Genomic DNA, 13,002 nt, shown 5'->3' with positions numbered 1-13,002 from the left:
CGCTAGGGCAGTACGAGTTCCCCGTCGACGCGGCGCGGAATACGCAGCGGGTTGCCCTCGTGCAGGGCCGGGTGCAGGACCGTCTCGGGCGCATCCTGGTAGGCAACCGGACGCTGGAACCGGCGGACCGCCGTCGCGCCTACCGAGGTGAACAGCGAGGTGGTGGCCGGGTAGGGGCCGCCGTGCTGCTGTGCCCAGTTCACTGCCACACCGGTAGGCCAGCCGTCGAAGAGAACGCGGCCGGCGAGGCTGGACAGCTGCTCCACAAGGGCCGCTACGTCCTCGCCGGGCTGGGCGTGGACCGTGGCGGTCAGGCTGCCGGGCACCTTGGCCAGGACTGCGGAGAGTTCCTCCCGGTCCGTGTATTCAATGAGCATGGTGGTAGGGCCGAAGCACTCCTCCAGCAGTTCCTCGGGACGCTCCAGGACCTTGGCCGCCGAGGTGGAGAAGACTACCGGGGCCGCTCCGTCCGTCACGGCATTTTGGTCCACGCTGCCGCTGACCACATTCACGCCCTCCACTGCAGCGAAGCTGCGCAGGCCATCCGGGTACGCCTCGGCGATCCGGCTGGTCAGCATACCCAGGGCCGGCTTGCCCTTGCTGGCAACCGCCACTCTGGCGGCAAAGTCAGTTCCTGCCGGGATGAAGACCAGCCCTGGCTTGGTGCAGAACTGTCCGGCGCCAAGGGTGAAGGACGCTGCCAGGCCCTCCGCCAGCTGCCCGGACCGCTCCGCCAGGGCCGCCTCTGTGACAACCACCGGGTTCAGGCTGCCGAGTTCACCGTAGAACGGGATGGGCTCCGGGCGCGATGTTGCGAGGTCGAAGAGCACCCGGCCGCCGGGGATGGAACCCGTGAAGCCCACCGCCTTGATGGCGGGATCCTGCACCAGCGCGGTTCCCACCTCGCGGCCGGTGACCAGGGCGAAGATGCCTTCGGGGGCACCGGCTGCACGCAGTGCATCGGCGGCTATCTCGGCGGTCCGCTCCGAGAGGCGCAGGTGGCCGGAGTGGGCCTTGACGATCACTGAGCAGCCTACGGCCAGCGCTGAGGCGGTGTCGCCACCAACCACCGAGAAGGCGAACGGGAAGTTTGACGCGGAGAACACCGCCACGGGGCCGATGGGGCGCAGGATGCGGCGCAGGTCCGGCTTGGGCGGGGTGGAGTTGGGATCCGCGTGGTCGATCACGGCTTCCAGGTAGGAACCCTCCGTGATCACGCGGGCGAACAGGCGCAGCTGGCCGGTGGTCCTGGCCACTTCGCCGGTGAGGCGGGGTGCGCCCAGGCTCGTCTCGGAATCAGCGATCTCCACCAGCTCCGCGGCGTTGGCATCAAGCGCGTCAGCCACCGCGGTGAGCCAGGCGGCGCGTTCGGCGTCGGAGGCTGCCGCCGAGATTTTGGCTGCTTCTGTGGCGGCGGCGGTCAGCCCGGACAGGGAAAGGGTTGCAGTTGTCACTTGGGGTACCTGTTCTTTGTTGCTGGATTCGTAGGGTCTGCCGTGGTCGGCGGGGCATGCCGCGCAGCCTGCGCTGGCCTGCTAGCCCGCACCGTGGAAGCGGAAGCCGAGCCCGGGCTGATCGGTAAGCGTCAGCCTGCTGTCGCTGAACCGGACCGGCGACGGGCCGGCCAGGATCCCCAACTGCTCAAAGGATGCCTCCTCCACGTCCTCCACCAGGGTTGGCTCGGCAAGCGTCAAGGCCAGCTGGCCGGACAGCTCAGGGAGCAGGTGCGGCAGAACTTTAATGCTGTTGGTCCGGGCAAGCTCCACAATGCGCCGGAACGGTGTGATGCCACCCACCCGGATGATGTTCGGCTGAATGATGTCCACCGCCTCCGCTTCTATGAAATCCCGGAAGCGGTAGATGGTGTGCAGGTTTTCACCAAGGGCGATCGGCACCGGCGAGTGCTTGCGGAGCCTGCGGTACGCCCAGAGGTCGTCCGCCCGGATGGGCTCCTCGAGCCACTCCAGGCCGAAGCCGGCCAGGACGTCCAGTGCTTTGAGCGTAGTTGGCAGGTCCCAGCGCTGGTTGGCGTCAATCATCAGTTTCCGGTCCGGGCCCAGGACGGAGCGGACCGCGGCGACACGCTCGGCATCCTCGCGGATGTCGGGCTTGCCTACCTTGATTTTCACTGCCCGGTGCCCGGCCGCAACCCACCGCCGGGTCTGGGCTACCAGCTCTTCGAGGGTGTAGTGCAGGTTCACTCCGGAGCCGTACACCTCCGCGGACTCGTGGCGCTGGCCCAGGAGTCCGGTGAGGGAGGTATTGGCCCGGGAGGCCTGGAGGTCCCACAGCGCCAGGTCCACCCCGGCCATGGCAATGGTGGTCAGTCCCCCGCCGCCTGCCTCGTGCAGCCGTTTCCACACGGCGTCCCAGACCACTTCGGGGTTGGCCGGCAGCCCGGCGATGAACGGTGCAATGTCGTGGTCCAGCAGGGCTTTCACGGCATGGGGGCCGATGGTGGGCGTCCAGGAAAAACCATGCCCCGTACCGCCGTCGTCCGTTTGTATTTCCGTGACGATCACGTGGTTTTCCGGCGCCTCAGCACCCCAGCTGCGGCGCAGCGGAACCGTGATGAGCCGGGTGGATAGGCCCGTGATTCGCGGGCCGGTCCGGACAGCAACAGCTGCGGGGGCGCCCATCAGCGGCCGGCCAGCTCGTAGCCCTTGGCAAGGATGGCCTTCAGCTGCACCAGCTGCTCCTCGGTGGGGTCCACCAGCGGCGGGCGCACAGAGCCGACGGGAAGTCCACCGAGCCGCAGGCCCGCCTTGATCAGTGAAACGCCGAAGCCGGGGGTCTGGTCACGCAGGCGGACCAGGGGCGCGTAGAACCCTTCCAGCAGGGCATTGCGGCGGTCCTCGTCTCCTGAACTGTAGGCGTCGTAGTAGGCCTTGGCGATTTCCGGGGCCATGGCAAACGCAGCAGAGGAGTATAGCGGGATGCCCAGGCCGCGGTAGGCGCCCTGGGTAAGCTCGGCGGTGAGCAGGCCGTTGAAGAAGGCAAAGTCATCCCGTCCGGCGGCGCGCACTGCGGTGACGATCTCCTGGGCGAGCCCAACATCGCCGAGGCCGTCCTTGAAGCCGATGACCTTCGGGTTGTCGGCCAGCCTGGCCATCGAATCAGCGGTGAACTTGGCGTTGCCCCGGTGGTAAACAATCACCGGGAGGCTGCTGGCGCCGGCCACCGCCTCGATGTACGCCACGAGCCCGTCGGTGGGTCCCGTGACGAGGTACGGCGGCAGGACCAGGAGGGCATCGGCGCCGGCTTCCTCGGCAACGCGGGCGGCCGCCAGGGCGTGGCCAAGCGGTCCCCCGGCGCCGGCTACTACGGGCACCTTTCCGGCAACAACCTCGACGGCGGCCGTCACCACGGTGCGTACCTCGTCAAGGCTGAGGGCGTGGAATTCGCCGGTGCCGCAGGCGGGGAAAACGCCGCCGGGGCCGAACGGGAGCCGGGAGCTGATGTGTTCCTTGAGCAGTTCCACATCAACGGCACCACTGGCGGTGAACGGGGTGACGGGAAAGAACAGTACGCCGTCGAATTTCATGGGGTCTCCTTGGCTCCGCTGCCGGCATTGACCAGCGCGGAGTTCTCGTCGTTGAGGGTGGGGCGGGACTTGAGTTCGGTACGCCAACTGCGCGTGGGGTGCCAGCCCAGGAGTTCCTGTGCTTTGGCGATGGAGAATGCCGGGCTGGTGCCGGTAAGCCCTGCACTGAGGGCTTCGCTTCCGGGCAGGAACCTGGGCATCAGTTCCGCCAGCGGGGTGGTGGCCAGGGCATCTGCGGCTCCAACAAAAAAGGTCTCTCCGTTGGGGATGGACGGCATTTTCGCCAGCAGCAGGTCCAGGAAGTCCGCCACGTCCCGTGCATCCACGTAGTTGAACAGGGCGGGTGCAGACAGGGAAGGATCCGCCAGCCGTTCGGCCAGGGTGTGGCCCTGCTGCGTCGGCGCGCCTGCCCATTCCTCCGGTGAGATGACGAAGCAGGGGCGGAAGGCCGCGTAGCGGATCTTTTCACCCTGTGCGGCAGCGAATGTCTGCACGGTCTGCTCGGCAATCAGCTTGGACAGCGCGTAGGCGTTCCAGGGCCGCGGCGGGGTCCGCTCATCCAGCGGGAACGACGGCGGCAGCCAACCCGCGGGCGAGCCGTAACCGAGCACCGTGGGGCTGCTGGCGGTCACGATCTTCGGCACGCCGACTTCGGTCGCAGCACTGATGACGGCAAAGGCGAGCCGCGTGTTCGTGCCGAAGATGACCTCCTCGGGCGCGCTGAACGGCACCGCTATTGCCGCAAGGTGGATGACGGCGTCGGGCGTAGTTTCCCGCAGGAGGCGGAGCGCCTCGCCCGGGGCGAGGAGGTCGGCGGTTTCCTGCACGATGCCGGCGGGCAGCTGGTCAGCCGGAACGGCGTCGCGGTCCACCGAGATGACGTGGTGGCCCTTTTCGGCGAGCCCGGCCACCACGCTGCGGCCCAGGCGGCCGGAGCCGCCGGTGACAAAGATCCTGCTCATGGTTGTTCCTTCGTTCGGGTTTCCTTGGCAGGAGTCAGTTGCCGCGGCGGAGGTCGACGCCGAGGTCCAGGTCCTCGATGCGCACAGGCAGGGAGGACTCAAGGGAGCGGTTGCCGGCGATGCCCACCGAGACCGAGCGCAGCCCGTCCAGGTAGCCGGAGGGGCGTCCCAGCGGGTCCTCGCCCGGGCCGTTGAAGAGATCCGAGAGGAGGAGCTCGTCACCGCCGCCGTGGCCGCCTTCTCCGTTAACAATCGGCACCTCATAGGCGGCTTCCCAGTGGCGCTGGACCACGAGGCGTTCACCGTTACGGCGGATGGCGTCATCCTCTTCGATGGGTGTTGCGCTCGGGTCCACCACGGTCTTCTTGTCCGTGCTGGAGTGGACCGCTGCGCGTTCCACGACCTCCAGTTCGGCACGGCCTTCGGTGCCGTTGACCGCCACGCGGTAGCCCTCCCACGGGCTGTGGGCGTTCAGTGAATAGCTCAGGCGCGGGCCGCCCCCGTACTCCACCACCAGCGCGAGGTTGTCCTCAATAGTGATGCCGCCGGTGAAGACGTCCTGGTCACGGCGGTAGCCGTCGAAGTGCTCGTTGTCCAGGAACAGGGCCTTGAGCCGCTCGTCCTCCCGCAGGTCCAGCGTGAAGGGATCCTTTTCGGCGGTGGCCGGCGCGTCGGCGTCGGGCGTGCCGCGTTCGGGACGGGGACCCAGGCCGCGCTCGGCGGCGTTCTTGTCACCGTAGAACTTCAGGCCGCCGGAGGCGAATACCTTCTCGGGGACGTCGTCGATCCACCAGTTAACGAGGTCGAAGTGGTGGGAGGCCTTGTGGATCAGCAGGCCGCCGGAGTTCTTCTTCTCCCGGTGCCAGCGGCGGAAGTAGTCCGCACCGTGCACCGTGTCCAGGACCCAGCTGAAGTCGATGGACGTGACCTTGCCGATCACGCCGCTCTGGATGGTTTCCTTGAGGGCGCTGTTGCGCGGCGAGTAGCGGTAGTTGAAGGTGACCACCACGTTGCGGCCCGTTTCGTGCACAGCCTGGGTGATGCGGCGGCAGCCCTCGGCGTCAATGGTGAGGGGCTTTTCAACGACGACGTCGGCCCCTGCGCGGAGTGACTCAACGATGTAGTCAGCGTGCGTGTAGTCCGGCGTGGTCACTACAACGCGGTCGATGTTGTTGTGCTGGATGAACGCGGTAAGTTCCGCGGGGTCGAACGACCCCACAGGACCCGGCGCACCAAGTTCCTGGATGAGCTTTTGGTAAAACTCCACGCGGCCGGGGTTCACGTCGGAGAACGCCACCAGCTCGGCGGTCTCAGCGTGCTTGCCGAAGATGGCGCGGATATACATCTCGGAACGGCCGCCGGTGCCGATCAAGGCAATCCGCGCTTTACCGCTCCGTCCTGCGGCCCCGACAGCGGCGTGGGCGGCGGCTGGTGAGGCCTCTCCGGCAGTAGTTGATTCGGGTGTGTTGACCATGAAGGGTCCCTTTCCAAAGCTGTTACCCGGCCGATCCGGCGGCCTCTGGGTTCGAAGCGGAGCGCAATCCTGCATCGCGCAAGAAAGCGTTTTCTCACGTTCCTAATACGTTTGTACCAACCTGGGCACGTATCCGTCAACCATTATCAATGGCGGGAGAAAACGGTTTCTGCTGCGCTGAACCGGCGCGGCTCGGCCCCACGACCTGAAAGTTGTGGGAAAACTCGGGAAAGGAGTAGAAATCGCTTTCCCGGGCCGGTATATGCTTTCTTTCAATACCCCGCAGGCACAGGCGGCAGAACCTGCCCACGGGCAGCACATCGGTGCAGGGCTGGACCCCGCCGAGTTGAAGAAGGGACCGTCATGGCCAGGAGATCGGCAACCGGCAGGATCGGGATCGCGGACGTGGCGGTCAAAGCTGGGGTGTCCCATGCCACGGTGTCCCGTGTCATGAACGGCAACTTCACTGTGGACCCGGACATTGCGTCCCGGGTCCGGGCTGCGGCGGCAGAGTTGAAGTACCAGCCCAACCCGGTGGGCCGCAGCCTGGCCCTGGGCAAGACCGACACCATCGGCATCGTGGTGCCGGACCTGGCGAACCCCACTTTCCAGGCAATCCTGCGCGGATTGAGCCGGGCTGCCGCCCAGAACGGTTACCGCGTTCTGATAGCCGATTCCTTTGAGGTGTCCAGCGAAGAAACAATCCTCGCCGGGGAAGCCCGCCGGCGGTGCGATGGCCTGGTCCTCTGTGCACCGCGCATGAGCGATTCAGAACTGGAGGAGATTGCACCCTCGCTCCACCCCCTGGTGCTGATCAACCGCACCACGTCAGCCGCGGGCGTACCCAGCCTGGTGGTGGATTACGGGCGGGGGGTTCAGGACATCGCAGAGCACCTGGTGGACCTGGGCCACACCCGCCTGGCATTCCTGGCGGGGCCGCCGCGAAGTGCTTCCAACGGCATGCGGCTCCAGGGCCTGGAGGCGTTCAAGGCGGCCCATCCGCAGGTGGACGTCCGAATGCTTGAAGGCGGTTCGGACTTTGACACCGGGCACGACGCCGTGGACGCCGTACTGGAAAGCGGCGCCACCGGAATTCTTGCCTTCAATGACCTGGTGGCCATGGGCCTGATGAGCGGGCTGCACGAACGGGGCCTCGACGTTCCCGGCGACATCTCGGTGACCGGGTTCGACGACATCCCGTTTGCCAAATACACCACCCCCGCCCTCACCACGGCCGCCGTTCCCATTACTGAACTGGGCGAGCAGGCCTGGCACCAGCTGCGCGCGCTGATCCGCAAGGAAGACAATGCCGCGCCCGGCAGCCGTTACCAGCCGCGCCTCCAAGTGCGGGCCAGCAGCGGCCCGGCCAAGGCTCCCCGTTCAACGGTTCACGGCTAGGGTTCTCGGCCGGCTCCGCCTGCATTCACCTGGTCGGCGTGGCTCACTCCGGCCTCCTTGTAGTACCCCTCGATATGGGCAGCGACCAGCTTGGCCGCCCGCACGCCGTCGTTACCCTGCACAGCGGCCAATATGCTGTGATGCTCAGCCCGCAGGCGGGCGGCAGTGGCATCCCAGTCCGGAAGGTTGGCAGTGAGCCGGGATGCGTAGCCGGTAATGGATTCACGCAGCGACCCCATCATGGCGCTGACCACGGCATTGCCCGCGGCGTCGGCGAGGGCGAGGTGGAAACGGACGTCCAGGGCCAGGAACTCATCGACCGCCACCGCTTCCGCATCCATCTGGTCCAGCAGCCTTGCTGCGCCTGCTAGTTCCGGCGCGCCAGGCTTGGCATGCGACACCGCCCACGACTCGAGGAGCATGCGCGTCTCCACGATGTCCGCCACGGGAAGGTGCTGGGTGGCAACGTGCAGCCGCAGCGCAGAACCCAATGCCGCCGTCGGATCCGAAATGACAACCGTTCCCGCCTCCGGCCCGGACCCTACCCCCGCCCGTACTACGCCCATGGCTTCAAGGATCCGGATGGCTTCCCGGACAGAGGTGCGTGATACCTGCAGCTGCTCAGCGAGGGAACGCTCGGCCGGCAATCGGCCGCCCACAGCCAGCCGCCCCTCCGAGAGCTCATTCTCTATCCAGGCCAGGACAAGCTGATGGGTTTTCATGAGGCAATGGTAGTTGATGTGGTTGGACCACATGGCCTACAGTGTGGTTAGACCACAGAACGGCTTGCCCGATGGCAAGACCTGTCACCGGCCCAACGGAGGATGCCATGACCCACACCATTCAGCCCCATAACCCGGAGCTCACGCCTGCTCCGGAGGCCGCGGATGTTCCGGCAACGCCGGCAGCTGCCGTGACCCCGGCAGGCGCTGCTTCCGCCGTCCCCGCGGCACTGAAGCGCCGAATCCCCAAGTACTCGGACCTGGCTCCCCTGATGCAGTTCAAGAAGCCGGAGTTCAGCAAAGAAGCCCGGATCAAGCGCGCCAGCACGGTGTGGGAACTGCGGGACATCGCCAAGCGCCGCACCCCGCAGGCACCCTTTGATTACACCGACGGCGCAGCCGAAGAGGAAATCACCCTTCGCCGGGCCCGCCAGGCCTTCCTGGACATCGAATTCCGTCCGGGCATCCTGCGGAACGTCTCCGCCATCGACCTGACCACGGAAATCCTCGGCAAGCCGTCCCGCCTCCCGGTGGGCATCGCCCCCACCGGCTTCACCCGCATGATGCAGTCCGAAGGGGAGTACGCCGGGTCCCAGGCTGCTGAAGCCGCCGGAATCCCCTACACGCTCTCCACCATGGGCACCGCTTCCATTGAGGACGTGGCAGCAGCGGCCCCGAACGGCCGCAACTGGTTCCAGCTTTACCTGTGGACGGACCGCGACCGCTCGCTGGAACTCATCGAGCGGGCCGCCAAAGCCGGCAACGACACCCTGATGGTTACCGTGGACACGGCGGTGGCCGGCGCCCGGCTCCGCGACGTCCGCAACGGCATGACCATCCCGCCGGCGCTCACCATCAAGACCGTTTTGGACGCCTCCTACCGCCCGGCCTGGTGGTTCAACTTCCTCACCCACGAGCCGCTTACGTTCGCATCGCTGTCCCGCTACACGGGCACCGTTGCCGACCTGATCAACTCCATGTTCGACCCCACCCTCACCTTCGAGGACCTGGACTGGCTGCGCGAGACCTGGAAGGGCAAGCTGGTGGTCAAGGGCATCCAGACCGTCGAGGACGCCCGCCGGGTGGTCGACCATGGCGCAGACGGCATAATTCTTTCCAACCACGGCGGCCGCCAGCTGGACCGGGCCCCCATTCCGTTCCACCTGCTCCCAGAGGTCAAGCAGGCATTCACCGCGGACAACACCGACGCCGCGATCATGCTGGACACCGGCATCATGAGCGGTGCCGACATCGTGGCGGCCCTGGCCCTCGGCGCGGACTTCACACTGATCGGCCGCGCCTACCTCTACGGCCTGATGGCGGGCGGCCGCGCCGGCGTTGACCGCACCATCCAGATCCTCGAAAAGGACATGGCCCGCACCATGGCCCTGCTGGGTGTCAGCAAAATCTCCGAACTGACCCCGGAGCACGTGCGGCTGCTCAACAAGTAGGCGCCGCTGAGTTGACTTAAGGGGCTACTTTTTCCGGCCGAACTTGGGGAGGTTGGGCAGGTTCGCCAGCAGGTCGGCTGCCTTGGTGGCCGCCCGGCCCACGGTCCGGCCGATCTGCTGGGGCACGCTGTCATCGCTGAGCGGGGCAACAGTTCCGCCCGGAATGACGACGGCGGGACTCAGGTCGGTGCCGTCCGGCGCCAGCACTCCGGCGGAGACAGCGTCAGCGGCCACTGCGTCGGCTGTGAGGTCTTCCCGCGCAGTAGAGGCAGGAGCCGGAGAGGCAGGAGCCGGAGAATCCCCATCCGGGGTCGAGGCAACAGTTGCAGGTGCCGGAGGAGCGGAAGCCGCGGCGCCGACGTCGAATGTTTCGAGCCAACTGGCAATCCCCTCCAGCGGCTTGCGGTTCAGCGCGTAGTAGCGCTTCTGGCCCTGGGCCCGCATGCTCACCAGCTGGGCTTCCCGCAGGACCTTCAGGTGCTTGGAAATGGTGGGCTGGCTCGCCGCCAATTCCTCCACGAGCTCCCCCACAGCCTTGTCTCCTGATCGAAGGGAGGTCAGGATGTCCCGACGGGTCGATTCCGCAATGACGGCAAATACGTCGTCTGTCACCATGCCTCCCACCCTAGCGACATATGCCTCGAAAGGCATCAACTATTTCGCCGGGCACGGGGCACGTGGAGGAGATTTCCGTTAGTCGAACCAGGGATCAAGTCCGTGCAGCGGAAAGACTGCCTTGCGGGTGGCCATGACGGTGCGGTCCACGGCGTCGTTAGGATCAAACCCCACTTCCCAAGACCGCCACCACAGCTCCACGTCGTCGCCCATCAGCCCGGGGGTGGCGGTGCCGAACTTTTCCTCGACGTACCTTCGCCAGTCCTCGGGAACGGCCGTCCGCAGCGGTACCGGCCTGCCCGCGGCAATGGCGATCAGGTGGCTCCAGGATCTCGGCACCACGTGCAGCACGTTGTACCCGCCACCGCCAGTAGCAATCCAGCGGTTGCCGCAGTAGCGGGCGGCAAGATTCCCGACGGCGGTTGCCGCCTCCCGCTGCCCGTCAACACTGAGGTTGAGGTGCGTGAGCGGGTCCGTCCGGTGCGAATCACAGCCGTGCTGGCTCACGATCACCTCGGGCTCGAACGCTGCCACCAGTTGGGGCACCACGGCATGGAAGGCCCTAAGCCAGCCGGCGTCTCCTGTCCCTGACGGCAAGGCGATGTTGACCGCAGTCCCCTCCGCGTTGGGTCCGCCGATTTCATTGGCGAATCCGGTCCCGGGGAACAGTGTGAGTCCGCTCTCGTGCAGGGACAAGGTGAGTACCCGGGGGTCGTCCCAGAAGATGCTTTCCGTCCCGTCCCCGTGGTGGGCGTCGACGTCGATGTACGCCACTTTGCGGATGCCGCCGTCGAGCAGTTTCTGCACGGCAAGCGCGGCATCGTTGTAGATGCAGAACCCGCTGGCCTTGTCACGGGCGGCATGGTGCATGCCGCCGCCGAAGTTCACCGCGTGCAGGGCGGATCCCTCCAAAATCTGGGTAGCGGCCAGCAGGGAGCCACCCGCCAGCCTCGCTGCGGCCTCATGCATGCCGGCAAAAGCGGGATCGTCCTCAGTTCCCAGGCCCCGGAGCTCGTCCGCCGCGTAGGGGTCCTCACTGACCCTGCGGACCGCGGCCACGAATTCGGCCGAATGCACGGACTCCAGTTCGGCGTCGGTGGCGATCTCCGGCGCTGCCACTGCCAGGTGCTCCAGGTCGAAAAGTCCCAGGCTTTGCGCAAGGCGGGCCGTGAGGTCCATCCGTTCGGGCGCCATCGGGTGCCCCGGACCGAAGTTGTAAGCGGTCATGTCAGCGCCCCACACCACCGTCGTTGGCGGCGCGGGCTTGCTAAGACCGGGCAAATATGTCATCAATCACAGGCTACCCGAGCCTGCACCCGTTCCTGCCCGGCCACTACGCGGGCATAAGTGGTTTACTACTGAGGGAAGCCAAACAAACCGAGGAAAAGCCACACATGACGCAAAGCCAGTCGAGGCCCCGGAACCCGGCCAGCTGGCATCCCGCGCAGGAGCGGGAGGGCCTCTGGGTTCTTACACAGCTCCGCGACTTCATCGACGATATTGCCAACACGTCGCCCGCCAGGCTTGCCCTGAGCGCGTTCGCTGCGGTGTGTCTTGTGTTCACGTTCCTGCTGTCCCTGCCCATCTCCTCGGCCGCCGGCGTCGTCACCCCGCCGCACCAGGCTCTGTTTACGGCCGTCTCGGCGGTCTGCGTCACCGGCCTGACGGTTGTTTCGACGGCGGTGCACTGGTCCTTCTTTGGGCAGCTGGTAATCCTGGTCGGCATCTTCATCGGTGGCCTTGGAACGCTGACACTCGCGTCGCTGCTGGCGTTGATGGTGAGCAAGCGCCTTGGGGTCCGCGGAAAAATCATTGCTGCCGAATCGATGAACAACGCAGGCCGGCTGGGCGAGGTGGGTACCCTGCTGCGGATCGTCATCACCACGTCCGTGGTCATCGAAGCCATCCTTGCGCTTGCCCTGATCCCGCGGTTCCTCACCCTGGGCGAACCCTTCTGGCAGTCCGTGTGGCATGGTATCTTCTACGCCATTTCAGCCTTCAACAACGCCGGTTTCACGCCGCATTCGGACGGCATCGTTCCCTACGAAACGGACCTGTGGATCCTCGTCCCCCTGATGCTGGGCGTGTTCCTGGGCAGCCTCGGCTTTCCCGTGGTGATGGTCCTGCAGCAGAACGGCCTGAACTGGAAAAAGTGGAACCTGCACACCAAGCTCACCATTCAGGTCTCCTTCATACTGCTCCTGGCAGGAACGTTCCTGTGGGGGCTGATGGAGTGGGACAACAGCCGCACCATCGGCAGGATGGATTTGGGGGAAAAGTTCACCCATGCGCTCTTCGCGTCGGTGATGACGCGGTCCGGCGGATTCAACCTGGTGGACCAGAACCAGATGGAGTCCACCACCATGCTCCTGACCGACGCACTGATGTTTGCCGGCGGCGGTTCAGCCTCGACGGCGGGCGGCATCAAAGTGACCACCATCGCCGTGATGTTTTTGGCCATCGTGGCGGAAGCCCGCGGTGACGCCGACGTTAAGGTCTACGGCAGGACCATTCCGCAGGGCACCATGCGGGTTGCCATCTCGGTCATTGTTGCAGGAGCCACCTTGGTTTCCGTGTCCGCGTTCCTGCTGCTCCAGATCAGTGGAGCGTCTTTGGACCGCGTCCTGTTCGAAACCATCTCCGCCTTCGCCACGGTGGGCCTGAGCACCAACCTCAGTGCCGAGCTGCCGCCGTCGGGTGTTTATGTCCTGACCGCTCTGATGTTCATGGGCCGCGTGGGCACCGTGACCCTTGCCGCCGCCCTGGCCCTGCGCCAGCGCAGCCAGCTGTACCACTATCCCGAAGAGAGGCCCATCATTGGCTAGTTCCCCAGACG

At 66.1% G+C, this 13,002-nt stretch carries 11 protein-coding genes; 3 read left to right on the top strand and 8 right to left on the bottom strand.

Annotation, left to right across the window (positions count from 1 at the left end):
- Positions 1 to 2: 2 nt before the first annotated feature.
- The 5 genes from AC5RTE_RS11225 to AC5RTE_RS11205 all read right to left on the bottom strand — a co-directional run bounded on the left by AC5RTE_RS11225 (position 3) and on the right by AC5RTE_RS11205 (position 5,980).
- Positions 3 to 1,454, bottom strand: a complete 1,452-nt coding sequence (locus AC5RTE_RS11225) for an aldehyde dehydrogenase (NADP(+)) (RefSeq protein ID WP_494041475.1) — start codon at positions 1,452 to 1,454, stop codon at positions 3 to 5.
- Between the two features lie 81 nt (positions 1,455 to 1,535).
- Positions 1,536 to 2,639 (bottom strand): mandelate racemase/muconate lactonizing enzyme family protein, encoded by a 1,104-nt coding sequence (locus tag AC5RTE_RS11220; protein WP_494041474.1) that lies wholly within the window; start codon positions 2,637 to 2,639, stop codon positions 1,536 to 1,538.
- Entirely contained in the window at positions 2,639 to 3,544 is a 906-nt protein-coding gene (locus AC5RTE_RS11215) for a 5-dehydro-4-deoxyglucarate dehydratase (RefSeq protein ID WP_494041473.1), read from the bottom strand. The genes AC5RTE_RS11220 and AC5RTE_RS11215 overlap by 1 nt, the downstream gene beginning before the upstream one ends.
- Positions 3,541 to 4,506, bottom strand: a complete 966-nt coding sequence (locus AC5RTE_RS11210; RefSeq protein WP_494041472.1) for an NAD-dependent epimerase/dehydratase family protein — start codon at positions 4,504 to 4,506, stop codon at positions 3,541 to 3,543. Before AC5RTE_RS11210 ends, AC5RTE_RS11215 begins: the two co-directional genes overlap by 4 nt.
- A gap of 34 nt (positions 4,507 to 4,540) precedes the next feature.
- Positions 4,541 to 5,980, bottom strand: coding sequence for a Gfo/Idh/MocA family oxidoreductase (locus AC5RTE_RS11205; protein WP_494041471.1), 1,440 nt, complete (start codon positions 5,978 to 5,980; stop codon positions 4,541 to 4,543).
- A 363-nt stretch (positions 5,981 to 6,343) separates the two neighbouring features.
- On the opposite strand from AC5RTE_RS11205, the gene AC5RTE_RS11200 reads away from it, so the two are divergent.
- Positions 6,344 to 7,378 carry a LacI family DNA-binding transcriptional regulator gene (locus tag AC5RTE_RS11200; RefSeq protein ID WP_494041470.1) on the top strand — a complete coding sequence of 345 codons (1,035 nt, stop codon included), beginning with the start codon at positions 6,344 to 6,346 and terminating at the stop codon, positions 7,376 to 7,378.
- On the opposite strand, the gene AC5RTE_RS11195 is transcribed toward AC5RTE_RS11200, so the two are convergent.
- On the bottom strand, positions 7,375 to 8,100 hold the full coding sequence (locus AC5RTE_RS11195) for a FadR/GntR family transcriptional regulator (RefSeq protein WP_494041469.1): 726 nt from the start codon (positions 8,098 to 8,100) through the stop codon (positions 7,375 to 7,377). The genes AC5RTE_RS11200 and AC5RTE_RS11195 overlap by 4 nt on opposite strands.
- A 107-nt stretch (positions 8,101 to 8,207) precedes the next feature.
- Here AC5RTE_RS11195 and AC5RTE_RS11190 point away from each other — a divergent pair, with 107 nt between their 5' ends.
- Positions 8,208 to 9,551, top strand: coding sequence for an alpha-hydroxy acid oxidase (locus AC5RTE_RS11190; RefSeq protein ID WP_494041468.1), 1,344 nt, complete (start codon positions 8,208 to 8,210; stop codon positions 9,549 to 9,551).
- Between the two features lie 24 nt (positions 9,552 to 9,575).
- Here the strand turns inward: AC5RTE_RS11190 and AC5RTE_RS11185 are convergent, their stop codons facing one another.
- Complete coding sequence (locus AC5RTE_RS11185) at positions 9,576 to 10,166, bottom strand: ArsR/SmtB family transcription factor (protein WP_494041467.1); 591 nt, start codon at positions 10,164 to 10,166, stop codon at positions 9,576 to 9,578.
- Between the two features lie 78 nt (positions 10,167 to 10,244).
- Positions 10,245 to 11,456: an acetoin utilization protein AcuC gene (locus AC5RTE_RS11180; protein ID WP_494041466.1), complete on the bottom strand. Its 1,212-nt coding sequence runs from the start codon at positions 11,454 to 11,456 to the stop codon at positions 10,245 to 10,247.
- Between the two features lie 104 nt (positions 11,457 to 11,560).
- Here AC5RTE_RS11180 and AC5RTE_RS11175 point away from each other — a divergent pair, with 104 nt between their 5' ends.
- Positions 11,561 to 12,991: a TrkH family potassium uptake protein gene (locus tag AC5RTE_RS11175; protein ID WP_494041465.1), complete on the top strand. Its 1,431-nt coding sequence runs from the start codon at positions 11,561 to 11,563 to the stop codon at positions 12,989 to 12,991.
- Positions 12,992 to 13,002 lie beyond the last annotated feature (11 nt).

The organism is Arthrobacter sp. K41, assembly GCF_059089645.1.
Note: the sequence above shows the minus strand (reverse complement) of the source record. Positions and strands in the feature narration are given on the sequence as shown.